Raw genomic sequence first — 15779 nt, 5'->3', positions numbered from 1 at the left:
GATCTGGACATGTTTTTCTTTGCCCAGGCACACGTTCTATGGCCGTGAGCCCAATTGCCGTGCGTGGCACGGCGGGCCGATCCTTTGGCGAGGTTTGTCTCTAGGTCCCTGTCTTGCTAAGAAAGTGAAGCCCTTGACCGCTGCACAACCGAGTTTCAAGACCAAGTACTACCACAAGCGCATCGGCCATCTGCTGCGCATCGAGCGTGGCCGCCCGCCCGGCAACCGCGAGGCCCCGGAGGTGGTGCTGCTGGACGCCGAGCCCGGCGTCACGCCCAGTTCCAAGCCGCCGGTGCGCATCTTCCTGGGCACCGAAACGGCACAGCACCGGGCCGAGCGCATTTTCGTCTGGTCGATCCTGCAGGTCCGCGACCCTGCGCGCCGCTATGAGATCCACCTGATGAAACACCTAAAGGGCTTCGACCGCTCGAAGTGGAAGACCGGCTTCACCGCCTACCGCTACGCGATCCCCGAGCTGGCGGGCAGCCAGGGCCGGGCGATCTACAACGATGTCGACCAGATCTACCTGGTCGACCCGGCGGAGCTTTTCGACATGGACATGCAGGGCTGCGGCCAGCTCTGCATCACCGAAAAAGAAACCGCCGTCATGCTGCTCGACTGCGAAAAGATGGCGAAGATCTGGCACCGGGCCGATGCCGAGCGCGGGGAGCGCCACAAGTTCTTCCGTCACCGTGTGCAGGCCATCGAGGGCATGTGGGGCCAACTGCCGGGGGTGTGGAATTCCCGCGACCACGAGTACGAGCCGGGCGTGTCCAAGCTGCTGCACTACACGACGCTGCAGACCCAGCCCTGGCAGCCTTTCCCCAAGGAGCTGCGCTACAAGGACAACGCCAACGGCGAGATCTGGTTCGAGATGGAGCGCGCCGCCGATGCCGCGGGCTTCACCCTCTTCACCGAGGAGAACCCGAGCCGCGGCTACACCAAGCTCGTCGAGATGTACCGCACGATGCACGAAGAGGGCTCGCCCGATGTCGGCCGGCCGCCGGAGAAGACCTTCTCCGGCAAGTCCCTCACCGAGCATGTCGATCCCATCGCCGAGCTGATCCGGGCCTCCGGGGCCAAGAGCCTGTTGGACTACGGCTCCGGCAAGGCGAAGCTCTACAGCCCCTATCCCGGCGAGGCGCCGGATGCGCGCTTCAAGTCCATGGCCGCCTGGGGCGAGACGCGGGTGACCTGCTACGATCCGGGCTACGAGCCCTTCTCCGGGCCCATCGAGCCGAAGTACGACGGGGTGATCTGCACCGACGTGTTGGAGCACATCACCGAAGAGGATATCCCCTGGGTGCTGGACAAGCTCTTCGCCCACGCGACCTCCTTCGTCTACGCGGTGGCGGCCTGCTATCCGGCCAAGAAGTTCCTGCCGGACGGGCAGAACGCCCACTGCACGGTGCAGCCGCCGGAGTGGTGGCGCGAGCAGCTCGAGGGCGCGTCGCGGCGCCATCCAGGGATCAAGTGGCAGCTCTGCGCGCAGTTGAAGGGCAAGCTCGGCAAGAGCGACCGGGTCTTCCGGGGCTGACCTCAGGGCGCCTCCGGCGGGTCGATGCGGCATGGCAGAACTGGGATACACCAAGCTCAAGGGCACCCGGTGGCGCATGGCGAAGCGGCAGCTCGCGAAGTTGCGCTACCGCATGGCGCGCAGGCTGATGGGCCACTACCAGCTCAAGGACAACGGGCACGCCTACCATCTGGCGCCGACGTCGTTCCGCGAGTTCTGGCGTATCAGCGGCGTCTATCTGAAGGAAGCCGGCACCGTCGAGCTGATCCGCAGGGAGCTGCGCGAGGGCGATGTGTTCTGCGATATCGGCGCCAACATCGGGCTCTACAGCCTGATGGCGGCGGCGCGCACCGGCAAGACCGGACAGGTCTATGCCTTCGAGCCTTCGGCGGCCAATTTCGCCAGTCTGGTGGAGAACATCCGGCTCAACGACTACTGCGACCGGGTCACCCCCTTCTCCCTGGCGCTGACCGACAGCTCTGGGATCTTCCCGTTCCACTACATCCGCCTTGAGGCCGGCACCTCGGGCAGCCAGTTGCACGAAGCCGTCGACGATCACGAGACGCGCTTCCAGCCCCTGGTCACCGAGATGAAGTACGGTGCGGACCTGGATGCCCTGGTCGAGTCGGGCGTCATGCGCGCGCCGGACTTCGTCAAGCTGGACGTCGACGGCAACGAAGCCCGCGTTCTGCGGGGCATGCAGCGGCTGCTGAACGGCCCGCGCCGCCCCAGAGTGCTGAGCGTGGAAGTGAACGCCCGCGAGAAGCAGGCGCTGTTCGGCTACATGGAGGCGCAGGGCTACGTCTTTTCCGAGCGCAACGACACCATGGGTGTGTTGCGCCAGATCAATGCGGGCGCGGACCCGGAAATGGTCGCCTACAATGCGATCTTCCGGCCTGCAGAAAGCACGACCAGAGTATGCTGAACTTTGATGCAATCGAATTCGATTACGAACCCTATCCGATCGGGATCGCACGCGGGGCCCTGGACCCCGACTTCTACCGCGAACTGATCGCCACCTTCCCCGATGACAAGACCTTCGTCTTGAAGGAGTTCAACGGGGTCAAGTACTCGCTGTCCCGCCACAACAACAAGGCGGCCTATTTCGAGCATCTGCGCAAGAACGCCGGCTGGGGCCGCTTCTACGACTACATCAAGAGTGAGCGCTTCATCACCGACACCATGGCGATGCTGAGGTCGCACAACATCGACCTGGGGCTGGCCAACGTGTCCTGGCGCGAACGCGCCGCCAAGCGATTCAAGGCACTGAAGAAGGGCAGCCCGCAGCCGCATATCCCGCGCCTGCGCTCGCGCTTCGAGTTCTCCTCCATGCCGGTGACCGGCGGCAACATCCGCCCGCACACCGACCATCCCTCCAAGGTCGTCACCATGGTCATCCCGATCCTGAAGGACGACGAGTGGAACGATGACTACGGCGGCGGCACCAGCGTGGTCTGGCCCCGGGACAGGAACCGCAGCTACAACCTGGTCAACGGTTACATGGACTTCGACGAGGTCGAGTGCCTGCGCACCTATCCCTTCGAGCCGAACCAATGCCTGGTCTTCGTGAAAACCTACAACTCCTGGCATGCGGTCTGGCCGATGACCGGCAACGATCCGACTGTTCTGCGCCGGACGCTCACCATCAACATCGAGAGCAACTGACCGCGTCGTTCCGCCGGGGTTACCGCGCGTCCCATAGTTGCGGGTCGTAGATCTCAGCGAGCAGGGAGGCGATCTCCGATGAGATCTGCTGGTTCATCGGCAGGGAGAGGTGATCGGAGTCGGCGAACATCAGGACTTTGTCCCTGAAGCCGTAGCACAGTTCGCCCGTCTGCGAGCAGGTGAACCGCCGCGGATCGATCATGGTGACCTTGGGGTCGTCGGCGTAGCGGCCCATGACGAAGGCGTTGAATTCCTCCAGGCGTTGCGCGACGGCGCTGCCGGGAATCGAAAGCTTCGCCTCCAGCTCTTCCAGGCTGCTCACGCTCGCCTTCAGGCGGCGCGCCTTGTCGGGGACGTTCCAGCCGTTCATGTGGTTCGGCAGCACGAAGACGACGTGGTCACTGGCCGCCAGAACCGCCGTCATGGTCTTCTCCAGCGACTGGAAGTAGTCCCGCTTGTGCTGCTCGCCTTTGGAGGAGATGGACTTGGCGGCAATGATCCGGTCGCGCCGCTCGACGCCGCCCACGCTGTTGTCGAACCCCTCGCCATGCAGGTAGAGCGCCCAGCGCGCGGAGAGAACCGCCACTTTCTTATGGCTGCCGTTAGAGGTCAGAAAGTCGAGGCGCTGGCGCTGGTAGCGGTCGTCGCAGCGGTGCGCCTCCGGCCCGATGTAGACGGTCAGATCCAAGAGGAAGGGACAGCCGCCGGCGCTGAGATCGAAGAACTCGGTGTAGAAGGAGCGGTCCCCGTGGACCGCCTCCGTCAGCACCCGCGCGTGGCTGTCGCCGATGACGAAGAGCGACAGCTCCGTCTGCGGTGCCTTGCGCAGGCCCTCAAAGCGGCAGAACTCGTCGGGGAGTTTCGGAAAGCTGCAATCCTTGCCGTTTACCTCGATGCCGCCGAACTTCCGCGGGACCATCACCCTCTCGGAAGCGACCTCGATCTCCATAGGCGGCTTGTAGACCAGGCCGAAAACCCCCGCCAGGATCAGCGCGACCCCGCTCGCCGGCGCCAGTTTGACAACCGTTCTTGTGGTCACCTGGGCGCGATTGCGGAACGACTGCTCGACGTAGCGCCAGGTGAGGTAGCCCAGCGCAAGCGAGGCGGCGCAGAGGGCCAGCTTCATGACGGTCTCGGGATCGCTCAGGGACCAATGCCGGTAGAAGGCCATGAGCGGCTGGTGCCAGAGATAGACGCTGTAGCTGATCAGACCGATGCCGACGGCCGGCCGGCTGGCGAGGATCAGCTGCGCCGGGGTTCTGGCCGGCGCGGAGAGGATGACCAGCGCGGTTCCGACGGTCGGCACCAGGGCGTAAAGCCCCGGAAAGGGTGTATGGCGGTCGAAGGCGAAGACGGAAAAGGCGATCATGCCGAGCCCGAGCACGCTAAGCCAGGGGTGCGCCTTTCCGGCCCCGGCGTTTCCGCGAAGGTAGAGCGCCACCAGCGCCCCGATCAGGAACTCCCAGGCGCGGGTCGGCAGCAGGTAGAAGGACGCCGTCGCAAAGGCGTAGGCCCCCCAATGCGCCGCCGCCAGGCTGACGGCCGCCACGGCGGTGAGGACCAGGGCCATCCGGTTGTAGCCGCCGCGCCAGAGCAGCAGCAGGAACAGCGGAAAGAGGATGTAGTACTGCTCCTCGACCGCCAGGCTCCAGGTATGGATCAGCGGTTTGAGTTCGTTTGCCGTGTCGAAGTAGCCGCTCTGGTCCCAGAACAGGATGTTCGACCAGAAGGTCGTCACGGCGATGACGCTTTCGGCGAAGCCCTCGATGTGGCGTGGTGCAATCCACAGGAAGGCCAGCGGTATGCAGGCCGCGGTGACGAAGAAGAGTGCCGGAAGGATGCGCCGCGCCCGGCGCTCGTAGAAGCGGAGCAGGCTGAAGCTGCCGTTGCCGAGTTCGGAAAGGATGATCGAGGTGATCAGATAGCCGCTGATGACGAAGAACACGTCGACGCCGACGAAGCCGCCGCTGAAGATCTCGAAACCGGCGTGAAAGAGCACGACCGAGAGCACGGCGATGGCCCGCAGGCCGTCCACCTCGGCGCGGTAGGGCAGGGCGGCGTGCCGCCCCTTGCTGCCCAATTGAAGTCCGTTGATGTCCCCCGACACTGCTTTTCCCGATCAGGGCCTGCCCAAGCCCGCCCAAGGCCAGAGGCCACGTGCGCGACCCAGCGTGCACGGCGGCGATCCAGAGAGTCCTTGTCCTGACGACGGCGTAGGCATCGGAGTCAGGCCGGCCGCTTCAGGGCACGGCCGCTCTTGATGAGTTCGATGCCGCCGCGGTCGATCAGGTAGGTCCGCTCGGCGATGTCGGTCCAGGCCTCCCGATGGGTGATGGCGAGGATCGTCATCTGGCGGCTGAGAGCATCGATGTTGCGGCAGATCGCCTGTTCGGTCTCCGGGTCGAGGGCCGAGGTCACTTCGTCGAGGATCAGCAGCTTGGGCTTTCCGGCCAGAGCGCGAGCCAGGGCGATGCGCTGGCGCTGTCCGCCGGAGAGCTTGGCCCCCTTCTCGCCGACGACGCTCTGCAGACCTTCCGGCAGGCCCGCGACGAAATCCCAGACCCCGGCGGCCTCCAGCGCCTCCCGCGCTTCCGCCTCGCCGATGCGCGGGTCGCCTAGGGTGACGTTGGCGAGGATCGTATCGTGAAAGAGGATCAGTTCCTGCGGCACATAACCCACCTGCGCCCGCCAGGCTTGGAGATCGATCTCGTCGAGCGGCTGTCCGTCGATCAGGACGCGTCCGCTGCTCGGCCGGTAGAGCCCCAGGAGCAGATCGGTCAGGGTCGTCTTGCCGACCCCGGAGGCCCCGGTGATCACGGTCAGGCCGCCGGCCAGGATTTCCAGGGTGACACGGTCCAGCACCTTGTGGCTGGAATGGGCGAAGGAGACCTCCTCGAAGCGGCAGCCCAGGTTCAGGCTGGGTGTGGCGCGGCCGGGATTGGGCTCCTGCGCCGACTCGGCCTCGTCGATCAGGCGGCGCACCGACCAGTAGGCGCTCTCATAGATGACCGCCTTCTGGAGCTGGCGTTGCATCTTGCCGATGCTGGCGACCGCCTGGAACAGCAGCAACCCCATGACGAGGAGCTGCGAGACCGGCACGGCCCAGCCGATGATGGCGATGTAGAACCCGACGCCGACGGCCATGGCGACCAGCATCTCTTCCAGGTTTTTCAGGGCGTACTGGCTGACGATCTGGCGGCGCAGAGCCCGTCGCAACTGACCGATCTTGCGGTCGAAGAGGTTGGCGAACTTGCTGGCCTTGGCCATGGCCTTGATGGGCTTGATGCTGTTGAGCGCGTCGCTGAGATAGACCACCAGCTCCGAGGTACGCTCGGTCTGGCGGCGACCGGCCTTCTTGCTGATCCGAACCAGGAAATGCAGCGACAGCGCGATGGTGCCGCCGAGCGCTAGGGCCGCCAGGGCGAGCTGCCAGGAGACCAGGGCCGCGACCAGGCTGTAGATCACGGTCTGGATAATGTTGACCTGGAAGTTGGCGGCCATGAGATAGGCATGGCCGGAGCGCGTGGCATCGACGCTGACCGCGTTGGCGATCCCGCCCAGCGGCTGGTGCGTGAAATAGCTCCAGCGCACTGTCAGCAGGCGCTTGATCAGTTCAGCCCGCAGGCCGGTGGCGACCTCCGCCACGGCATAGCCGACGAAACGCATCGCAATCAGGGTCAGGAGGCACTTGAGCACGATGCCGCCCACCACCAGGCAGAGCAGCAGCCCCAGAGTCGGCGCCAGCCCGACGAAAGCCAGGGCCTGCTCGACGTAGAGCGCCACCGTCGAGGTCTCTCTGGCGCCGTCGTCGATGGTCAGCGACAGCAGCGGCAGCAGGGTGGCGAGACCGATGCCCTCGAAGACCCCGGCCAGCAGCAGGCAGAAGAGGACAAGCCAGGGATTCGTGCCCTTGGCGCCGTAGAAGATGCGGAGAATGCCGGTCATCGCCCATGTATTTGCATGTATTTCCCGGGGGTCAAGGCCATTTCTCGGGAGTCCGGCACTCCGAAGGCGGGAAAATCACTGTTTGGGCAAGGACTTACTTGAGAACCAGGCCCTGGCCGGTGGGCACGTGGACCACCTGGCGGCCGACGCCTGCCGCGGCCTCGTCCATGGCCTTCTTGGCCCCCGGACAGGTGCGAAAGCCATAGTCGTCGCAGAGGATGGCGCCGCCCGGCACCAGGCGCTCGAAGAAGAAGGAAAAGGCGTCCCGCGTCGGCTCATAGAAGTCGACGTCGACGTTGACCAGGCAGAAGGTCTTGTCCGCCACCTCGTCGAAGCGTTCCGGGATCCAGCCCTTGTAGAACAGCGCCTGGGGGTGGGCCGCCAGGTTTTTCTTCGTCCGCTCCAGCGGGCTGGCGAACTCGCCCGCCTGGAGCGCGCGCACGCTCTGGGTCTTGGGTTTGTCGTGTTCGGTGGGCTCGGACAGGCCGCTGAAGGAATCGAAGATGTGGTGCGGCCGGTCGTCCTCGAAGGCAGACATGATGACATGACTGGAATCGCCGCCGAGCGCGCCGCATTCCGCCGTCTCGCCCGGCAGGTGGCGCAGGCTCCTGGCCAGGTTATAGAGGAAAAACTGCCGTTCCTTGATCCTGGGGTAGCTGGGGTCGAAGCGCCGCATCACCGCCAGGAACTCCTCGTCGTCCTGCCAGCTTGTGTGTTTGTTATAGATCCGCATGTCGAACCACTTCGCCAACTGGTTCATCACGTAGAAGGCGAAGTCGCGCTTTTCGTGGGGCTCCCCAGTCAGGGAGCGATAGCCGTAGCGGACCAGTTTCTGCAGCTGCACGGGCGCCGGGTCTCCAAATTCGAGGCCCGTGTTTGGCAGGAAATCGCGGGGCCCGCAAGCGCCATGACGCCGGTCTCAGCCACCCGCCGCCCGGCGCTGGGCCCCCGGGTTCGGGCGCTCAATTGATCTCGCTCATTGGCGGGTGCGCCGAGGCATGCGATCTAAGCGGTGATGCATTCTCAACGGCCAAAGGGGACTGGCCACCGTGGACCGTGCCGCCGACACCTCTGTTGTCACCCCTGCCGGGGGCCTCGACGCGCTGATCGAGGTGCTGAGGGCGCGAGGCTATCAGGTTTGGGGCGCGCAGGAGACTGACGGCGCCTTGACGCTGGGGCCGATCGCTTCCGCGTCCGACCTGCCCCGCGGGCGCATCGAAGCGGCCGAGGCCGGGACGGTCCGTCTGATCGACGGGCCGCGCGACGCCTTTTTCGATCACACGCTGCCCATGCAGGGGCTGAAGCGGGCCGTCTATCCGGCAGAGGAGCGGCTCTATGAGGTCGGCATGGACATGGCCGCCGAGGAAGATCCGGTGGAGGCGCCGCCCCTGGCGGTCCTCGGCTTGCGCCCCTGCGATCTGGCGGCCCTGGAAACGCTGACGGCGGTCTTCGAAGACGGCCCCTTCGTCGATACCCGCTTCCGCCGCCGGCGGGAAGCGCTGCTGCTGATCGCCGTGAACTGTATGCGCCCGGCGGCGACCTGTTTCTGCGCCTCCATGAACACGGGGCCGCGCGCCGAGGGCGGTTTCGACCTCGTGCTCGATGAGATCCTCGAGGACGACCGCCATGTTTTCGTGGTCGGCGCGGGGAGCGCGAAGGGACGCGAAATCCTCGATGCTCTCTCCGGGGAGCCGGCAGGCGAAGCCGACCTGAAGACCGCCCGCGCGGGCTCGCGGGCCTGTGCCGAGGCGCAGCAGCGCCGTATGGGCGAGGATGTCGAAGCCCTGCTGAAGCGCAACTACGAGCATCCGCATTGGGCGGCGGTGGCCGAGCGCTGCCTGAGCTGCGCCAACTGTACCCTGGTCTGCCCCACCTGCTTCTGCGGGACGGTCGAGGACCGCTCCTCCCTCGACGGGGCGCAGGCGGAGCGCTGGCGCCGCTGGGATAGCTGCTTCTCCCTGGACTTCAGCTATCTGCACGGCGGTGCAGTGCGCACCGAAACCGCCTCGCGCTATCGCCAGTGGATCACCCACAAGCTGTCCCACTGGCACGATCAATTCGGCCAGTCCGGCTGTGTCGGCTGCGGGCGCTGCATCGCCTGGTGCCCAGTGGGCATCGACATCACCGCCGAAGTGGCGGCGCTTGCGGCGGCGGAGCGGACAGCGGGACAAGCCGGGAAGGAGGCTTGATGACTGACGGCAAGATGAAATCGATGGCCGATATCCTGGCCGCCCATCCGCTCTTTGCCGGTCTCGATTCGGAGACCACCGAGCTGCTGGGCGGCTGCGCCGGGAACGTTCACTTCTCCAACGGCGACTATCTGTTCAAGGTCGACGAGCCCGCCGATACCTTCTATCTGCTGCGGGGCGGCGACGTGGCCCTGGAGCTGCGGATGCCCGGCCGTGGCCGGCTGACGGTGCAGACCGTGCATCCCGGCGCCGTGGTCGGCGCCTCATGGATTCTGCCGCCCTACCGCTGGCGCTTCGATGCGCGGGCGGTGGGCGCCGTGCGCGCCACCGGCGTCGATGCCGCCTGCCTGCGCACCAAGTGCGACGCCGATCCCAGCATGGGCTATCAGGTGATGCAGCGCTTCCTGCCGGTGGTTGCGGAACGGCTGCAGACCACGCGCCTGCGCCTGCTCGATCTCTATGCCCCGCCCGCCGAAGTGGGCCGCGCCCTATGACGACGGCTGTCGTCGCTGAGCGGAGTGTGCACTCCGGCGAAGGTGGCATGCTGCCGCGAGCTTTCGAGGTGCGCGCCCGCCGGCCGGAGCTGGCGGACTGCGTCACCCTGGAAATGGCGGCGGTCGACGGCCGGCCCCTCGACTTCGCTCCGGGCCAGTTCACCATGCTCTACGTCCACGGGGTGGGGGAGATTGCCATCAGCATCTCCGGCGATCCGGCCGCAGACGCCACGCTGGTGCAGACGGTCCGCGCCGTGGGCGCCGTCTCCAAGGCAGTTTGTAACTTGCAGGAAGGCCAAAGGATCGGCGTGCGCGGCCCCCTGGGGACCGCCTGGCCGGTGGAACGGGCGTTCGGCAAGCATCTGATGATCGTTGCCGGCGGCCTCGGCCTGGCGCCGACCCGGCCCATCATCTATTGGGCGCTGGCCAACCGGGACCGCCTGAAAAGCGTCGCCATCGTCTACGGCACCCGCGCGCCGGATCAGATCCTCTATGCCCCGCAGCTTCTCGGCTGGTCGAACACCGAGGGTCTGCGGGTCGGCATCACCGTGGACCGCGCCGCCGAGGACTGGAGCGGGCGCGTCGGCGTGGTCACCGACCTCGTGCCCGCGATGCTGCGCGACCCCGCAGAGACCGTGGCCATGGTCTGCGGCCCGGAGATCATGATGCGCTTCGGCGCCCAGGCCCTGCTGGACGCCGGCGTGCCGGCGGAGGACATCCACCTTTCCCTGGAACGCAACATGAAGTGCGGTATCGGCTGGTGCGGCCACTGCCAGCTTGGCCCGCATCTGATCTGCCGCGACGGCCCGGTTTTCTCCTACCCGGCGGTGCGCGACCTCATGACGGTCTGGGAGCTCTAGACATGACGCCGCGAGAGACGAAGCCCGGGGGCAGCCGGCCCAAACTGGCGGTCTGGAAGTTCTCGAGCTGCGACGGCTGCCAACTCACCCTGCTGGATTGCGAGGACGAGCTGCTCGACATCGCCGATGCCGTGGAGATCGCCTACTTCCTGGAGGCGACCCGGACGACGCAGCCGGGCCCCTACGACGTCTCCCTGGTCGAGGGTTCGATCTCCACCGCCCATGAGGTGGAGCGCATCCAGGAGATCCGCCGCGACAGCCGGATCCTGATCACCATCGGCGCTTGCGCCACCGCCGGCGGCATTCAGGCACTGCGCAACTCCATGGACCACGAAAGCCTGAAGGCCTCGGTCTATCCCAGCCCGCAGTTCATCGACGCCCTGGATACCTCGACGCCCATCGCCGACCACGTGAGCGTCGACTACGAGTTGCGCGGCTGTCCCATCGACAAGCACCAGCTTGTCGAGGCCATCACCGCCCTGCTGAAGGGGCGCAAGCCCTCGATCCCCGACTACAGCCAGTGCACCGAGTGCAAGCTGGCCGGCACCGCCTGTGTCATGGTGACCAAGGGCATTCCCTGCCTGGGCCCGGTGACCCAGGGCGGCTGCGGCAACCTCTGCCCGCGGGTCGGGCGCGGCTGTTACGGCTGCTTCGGTCCCAAGGAGGGCGCCAACACCGCGGCGCTGGCGGCGGACCTGGCCGCGCTCGGCGCCGACCGGCGCACCATCCGGGACCTCTTCGGCGGTTTCACCGCCGGGGCCCCCGCCTTTGCCGAGGAGCGAAGCCGCCATGACGGATAATACCCGCACGATTCAGGTCGAGGCCCTGGCGCGGGTCGAGGGCGAGGGGCGCTTCAAGGTGCGGCTGGAGGGCGGCAAGGTGGTGCGCTCCGAATTCAGTATCTTCGAGCCGCCGCGCTACTTCGAGGGCCTGCTGCGGGGCCGTTCCTTCCGTGACGCGCCGGATGTCACTTCGCGGATCTGCGGCATCTGCCCCATCGCCTACATCATGGGCGCGAGCCAGGCCATGGAGGATGCGCTGGGCTGGCAGATCACCCGGCCGATCGCCGACCTGCGGCGGCTGATCTACTGCGGGGAGTGGATTCAGAGCCACGTGCTGCACACCCACATGCTGCACGCGCCGGACTTTCTCGGCCTGCCGGACTCCATCGCGCTCGCCCAATCGAACCGCAGCCTGGTGGAGAACGGACTGGCGGCGAAGAAGATGGGCAACCGCCTGATGGAGGTGATCGGCGGGCGCAGCGTCCATCCGGTCAACACCCGCGTCGGCGGGTTCTATGCCGCCCCGGCAGCCGCGGAGATTCACGCCCTGGTGCCGGAACTGGAGCGCTGCGAGGCGCTGTCCGTCACCGCGCTCGATGCCTTCTCCGGGTTCGATTTTCCCGATCTGGAGGTCGACTATCTCTTCGTCGCTCTGCGCCACGAGAGCGAGTACCCCATCACCGAGGGGCGCATCGTTTCCTCCGCCGGCCTGGACATCCCGGTGGAGGCCTTTCCCGAACACTTCGAAGAACACCAGGTGCCCCACTCCAACGCCCTGCAGGGCGCCACCGTCGATGGCCGTCCCTACCTTGTGGGGCCTCTGGCGCGCTTCAATCTCAACGCCGACCGCCTGCCGGCGGACATTCTCGCCCTGGCCGAACGGGCCGGACTCGCGCCAGGCTGCCGCAACCCCTTCAAGAGCCTGCTCGCCCGCCAGGTGGAGACGATTTACGCCTTTCGCGAGGCCGCCCGCCTCGCCAGGGACTATGTGCCGCCGGCGCCGAGCTTCGTCGAGGAACCGCCGCGCGCCGGCACCGGCCACGGCATCACCGAGGCGCCGCGCGGCATCTGCTATCACCGCTACGAGGTGGCAGACGACGGCGCCATCGTCAGCGCCACCATCGTGCCGCCCACCTCCCAGAACCAGCGTCAGATCGAGCTGGACCTGGTCAGCACAGTGGAGCGGTTCCACGAACTGGACGACGACGATCTGCAGTGGCGCTGCGAGCAGGCGATCCGCAACTACGATCCCTGCATTTCCTGCGCGACCCATTTCCTGAAACTCGATGTCGAGCGTGCCTGAGGACTGGGTCTTCATCGGTGTCGGCCACAGCGAACGGCAGGATGACGGCGTCGGCCCCTATATCGCCGACGCGCTCGGACGGCACGGCCTGACGGCCGTCGCGCACCAAGGCGACGGCAGCGGCCTGCTGGAGCTTTGGGACGCGCGGCAGCGCTGCGTGGTCATCGATGCCGTGGCGGGAGGCGGGGCGCCGGGGACCGTCCACTTGTTCCGGGATCTCGGCGACCCGGCCTTTGCCGGCGCCGGCTTCGTGCATTCCACCCATCAGATCGGCCTGCCGGAAGCCGTCGCCCTTGGCCGCGCCCTGGGGCGGCTGCCGGAGCGGCTGATGGTGATCGGCATCACCGGCACCACTTTCGGTTTCGGCAGCGCGCTCTCCCCGCCGGTCGCCGAAGCCGCGGAGCAACTGATCGACCGGCTGGCCGGCGGCATGGACCCATTTAGCGCCGGGCCCGGCTAAGCTCCCCGCCCGGCCGCAGCCTTGGCGATCCGGCCGATGGCGGCAAAGCCCTCGCCCGAGGTCGGCACCTCGATGTCGAACACTTCCGCGATGACCTGGGACCAGCCGTGCAGGAAATAGGTCCAGCCGTCCTCGATCTGCAGCCCGGCTGCGGCCTGTTGCGCCCGGGCCTGGTCGAGGAAGACCAGGTCGCCGCGGTAGTTAAGCTCCCAGGCGACGCAGCTTTCCGGGAAGCGCGCAGCGTCGCCTAAGGGCGAACCCGGGGCATCCTTGCCGAGCCCGGTGGCGTTGATGATCAGGGAAGAGCCGGGCAGGCCGCTGAGTATCGTGTCGTTGCCGTCGCGACCGGCAACCTCGATGTAGTCGACGGGAAGGTCGGCCGCCATCGCCCGGTGGATCTGCCGGATGTGGTCCAGCCGGGCGGCGGAGCGGTCCGAGACGACAATCCGCGATGGCCGGTTCGCCCCGCGGGACGTCTGCAGCAGATGCCAGGTGATGGCGATGGTGGCGCCGCCGGCGCCCATGCAGAAGAGCGCGCCGCCGGTCTCGGCGAAGTGGTTCGGGGCGAGGAACCCGTCGATGGCGAGCCCCGCGGTGATCGGGTCCTTCGCGTGACACAGCAGGCGGCCGTTGCGTTTGGAAAGGCAACTGGTCTCGGCCATCAGGGCCGCGTGCTCGCCCACCGCGTCGAAGAGATCGCGGCAGGCGGCGAAGAGGTCCAGCTTGTGGGTGGTCACCAGGGCCCCGCGCGAGAGGGGATCGCGCTTGATGAAGGCGACTGCCTCGCGATAGCGCTCCGCCGCGCTCTGCGGCGCGAAGTCCATGCCCGCGATCCGGGCGTCCTCCAGGCCCAGGTGGTCGGCCCAGGCGGGAAAGACCCGCATGATGGAGCTTTGGCCTGTCGTGACGCCGATGAAGTAGAGCGTCGGCTGTTCGGCGGGGGTGAAGGTCACGGCGTTCCTCGTTTCCCTGTCGACTGTGGGGGCGCCACAGTCGGCAGCGCCGGGCTCACTGGTCCGCCGTCGCAAGGATGGCCGCGATATCGCCGGGACCGCGCGGCCGGTAGTCGGCATTCGGCACCTCGCGCCAGCCGCTTCCTTCCGCCAGGATCCGGCTCCTCATGCCGCCGGAGCGGTGGATCACGTCATAGTCCTGCCCGGCATCGGCGGGGTAGCAGAAACTCATCACCAAAGGGTTGTCACCGATGTTGATGGAGCGGTGAATCCAAAACGGTGGGACATAGCAGACAATGCGTTCGCCGATCTCGACGATGCGGGTCTCGCCCTCCGGCGACTCCAGCAGCATCAGTCCCTCGCCGGCTTCGCCGTAGTAGGTCTCGGGCCGGTTCGCCCGCGCATGGATATGCCCGCGGGTCATATAGAACTCGTCGCCGATGCGCCCGGGCTCCATCCGGGTCACGCCGAAGATCAGGTCGCCATGGGCTGACTCGGGCTTCCGGTCCGTCACCCGGTAGACGATCTCCTCGCCATGGCTCTCAACAGCCGCGGCAAAGGCCGCCGTGTCGGCATAGAGGCCATCGAGATCCTTCAGCTTTTTCTCATAGCTGCCACTGGCCGCCAGGAGCTGGCCGCCGCGCAGGTCGACGCGGTGACGGCTCGGCTCGACGTATTGCATCTTCAGGTCCTATCATGGGTCTCCGGGGCGTCCGCGCGCGGTTATAGCACGCTGGGGCGCAGATATCTTCGGGGGATCCATCCAGGTGCGGCGCTATCCTTGGACCATGACGGGATGTGAAGGGTGCCCTCCGTTCTGCCGCTCCGGCACGCTCCGCTGGCCGGTCCAGGCGGGCGCCTGAATGGCGCGAGATCTCTATCTTTCCATCGACGTCGGGACCGGCGGCATTCGTGCGGCTCTGGTCGACCGTCAGGGCCGCATCCTCGCGTTCAGCTATCAGGCCCACGAACAGATCGTGCCGCAATATGGCTGGTCGGAACAGCGGCCGGCGGACTGGTGGACCGGCGTGCAGGCGACAATCCGCAGCGTCGTCGGCAAGGTCGAGAAAGCCTCGGCCCGGGTGGCCGCGATCTGTGCCTGCGGGCAGATGCACGGCTCGGTCCTGATCGATGACGACGGCGCCCTGACCCGCGAAGCGGCGCTACTGTGGAACGACAAGCGTACCGCGCCCCAGGTCCAGGCCTTCGCGGAGCGCCATGCTGCCGACAGCTACCTCGAGCGCACCGCCAATCTGGCGGGGCCGGCCTGGCCCGCCTTCAAGCTGCTCTGGATCGCCGAGAACGATGCGCCGGCCTACGCGCGCGCCAGCACGCTTCTCATGCCCAAGGACTACATCGGTTTTCGGCTGACGGGAGAGCGGGCCTGGGATTGGACCGAAGCCTCCATGAGTTTTCTCATGGATGCCCGCAGCCGCGACTGGTCGGACGATCTGCTGGCGCTGACCGGGCTCCGCAAGGAACTCTTTCCGGCGATCAGGGCGCCCTGGGAGGTGCTCGGGCCGCTCACCGCCGGGACGGCGGCCGAGATCGGGCTGGCGCCCGGCGTCCCGGTGCTGGTCGGCGGCGGGGACTTCCCGGTGGCCCTGCTGGG

The 15779-nt window shown here is 66.8% G+C and carries 15 protein-coding genes; 10 read left to right on the top strand and 5 right to left on the bottom strand.

The features are described from left to right. The first annotated feature begins 133 nt into the window (after nt 1-133). Genes Q0996_RS08445 through Q0996_RS08435 form a run of 3 tightly spaced genes read left to right on the top strand, consistent with a single transcriptional unit; the run spans nt 134 to nt 3181 of the window. Nucleotides 134-1537 (top strand): hypothetical protein, encoded by a 1404-nt coding sequence (locus Q0996_RS08445; protein WP_299617626.1) that lies wholly within the window; start codon nt 134-136, stop codon nt 1535-1537. 31 nt (nt 1538-1568) lie between these two features. Then, nucleotides 1569-2441 carry an FkbM family methyltransferase gene (locus Q0996_RS08440; RefSeq protein WP_299617624.1) on the top strand — a complete coding sequence of 291 codons (873 nt, stop codon included), beginning with the start codon at nt 1569-1571 and terminating at the stop codon, nt 2439-2441. Beyond that, the gene (locus Q0996_RS08435) at nt 2435-3181 is read left to right on the top strand and encodes a hypothetical protein (protein WP_299617622.1); all 747 of its coding nucleotides are present in this window, start codon (nt 2435-2437) and stop codon (nt 3179-3181) included. Before Q0996_RS08440 ends, Q0996_RS08435 begins: the two co-directional genes overlap by 7 nt. Before the next feature lie 19 nt (nt 3182-3200). Here the strand turns inward: Q0996_RS08435 and Q0996_RS08430 are convergent, their stop codons facing one another. The 3 genes from Q0996_RS08430 to Q0996_RS08420 form a co-directional block, all read right to left on the bottom strand. Continuing rightward, entirely contained in the window at nt 3201-5288 is a 2088-nt protein-coding gene (locus tag Q0996_RS08430; RefSeq protein WP_299617620.1) for an acyltransferase family protein, read from the bottom strand. A gap of 119 nt (nt 5289-5407) precedes the next feature. Then, nucleotides 5408-7126, bottom strand: coding sequence for an ABC transporter ATP-binding protein (locus Q0996_RS08425; RefSeq protein WP_299617618.1), 1719 nt, complete (start codon nt 7124-7126; stop codon nt 5408-5410). 94 nt (nt 7127-7220) lie between these two features. After that, a complete protein-coding gene (locus Q0996_RS08420) occupies nt 7221-7970 on the bottom strand; it encodes a TylF/MycF/NovP-related O-methyltransferase (protein WP_299617616.1) in 750 nt (249 codons plus the stop codon). 205 nt (nt 7971-8175) lie between these two features. On the opposite strand from Q0996_RS08420, the gene Q0996_RS08415 reads away from it, so the two are divergent. Genes Q0996_RS08415 through Q0996_RS08390 form a run of 6 tightly spaced genes read left to right on the top strand, consistent with a single transcriptional unit; the run spans nt 8176 to nt 13214 of the window. Further along, the gene (locus tag Q0996_RS08415) at nt 8176-9315 is read left to right on the top strand and encodes a 4Fe-4S dicluster domain-containing protein (RefSeq protein ID WP_299617614.1); all 1140 of its coding nucleotides are present in this window, start codon (nt 8176-8178) and stop codon (nt 9313-9315) included. Continuing rightward, a complete protein-coding gene (locus Q0996_RS08410) occupies nt 9315-9809 on the top strand; it encodes a Crp/Fnr family transcriptional regulator (RefSeq protein WP_299617612.1) in 495 nt (164 codons plus the stop codon). The genes Q0996_RS08415 and Q0996_RS08410 overlap by 1 nt, the downstream gene beginning before the upstream one ends. A gap of 47 nt (nt 9810-9856) precedes the next feature. After that, nucleotides 9857-10669, top strand: a complete 813-nt coding sequence (locus Q0996_RS08405) for an FAD/NAD(P)-binding protein (protein ID WP_299617610.1) — start codon at nt 9857-9859, stop codon at nt 10667-10669. A gap of 2 nt (nt 10670-10671) precedes the next feature. Next, entirely contained in the window at nt 10672-11469 is a 798-nt protein-coding gene (locus Q0996_RS08400; protein ID WP_299617608.1) for an oxidoreductase, read from the top strand. After that, nucleotides 11459-12754: a Ni/Fe hydrogenase subunit alpha gene (locus Q0996_RS08395; RefSeq protein WP_299617606.1), complete on the top strand. Its 1296-nt coding sequence runs from the start codon at nt 11459-11461 to the stop codon at nt 12752-12754. The genes Q0996_RS08400 and Q0996_RS08395 overlap by 11 nt, the downstream gene beginning before the upstream one ends. Next, the gene (locus Q0996_RS08390) at nt 12738-13214 is read left to right on the top strand and encodes a hydrogenase maturation protease (RefSeq protein WP_299617604.1); all 477 of its coding nucleotides are present in this window, start codon (nt 12738-12740) and stop codon (nt 13212-13214) included. The genes Q0996_RS08395 and Q0996_RS08390 overlap by 17 nt, the downstream gene beginning before the upstream one ends. On the opposite strand, the gene Q0996_RS08385 is transcribed toward Q0996_RS08390, so the two are convergent. Beyond that, a complete protein-coding gene (locus Q0996_RS08385) occupies nt 13211-14167 on the bottom strand; it encodes a shikimate dehydrogenase (RefSeq protein WP_299617602.1) in 957 nt (318 codons plus the stop codon). The genes Q0996_RS08390 and Q0996_RS08385 overlap by 4 nt on opposite strands. Before the next feature lie 55 nt (nt 14168-14222). Continuing rightward, a complete protein-coding gene (locus Q0996_RS08380) occupies nt 14223-14849 on the bottom strand; it encodes a glucose-6-phosphate isomerase family protein (protein ID WP_299617600.1) in 627 nt (208 codons plus the stop codon). Between the two features lie 181 nt (nt 14850-15030). Between Q0996_RS08380 and Q0996_RS08375 the strand changes: the two genes are divergently transcribed. Next, nucleotides 15031-15779, top strand: a 749-nt coding sequence (locus Q0996_RS08375; RefSeq protein WP_299617598.1) for an FGGY-family carbohydrate kinase, incomplete at its 3' end; no start/stop codon positions are given.

The sequence above is a fragment of the Pelagibius sp. genome (assembly GCF_028289705.1).
Taxonomy (GTDB): Bacteria; Pseudomonadota; Alphaproteobacteria; order Kiloniellales; family Kiloniellaceae; genus Pelagibius.
The sequence above is the reverse complement of the archived record's forward strand: the minus strand, read 5'-3'. Positions and strand labels throughout refer to the sequence as shown.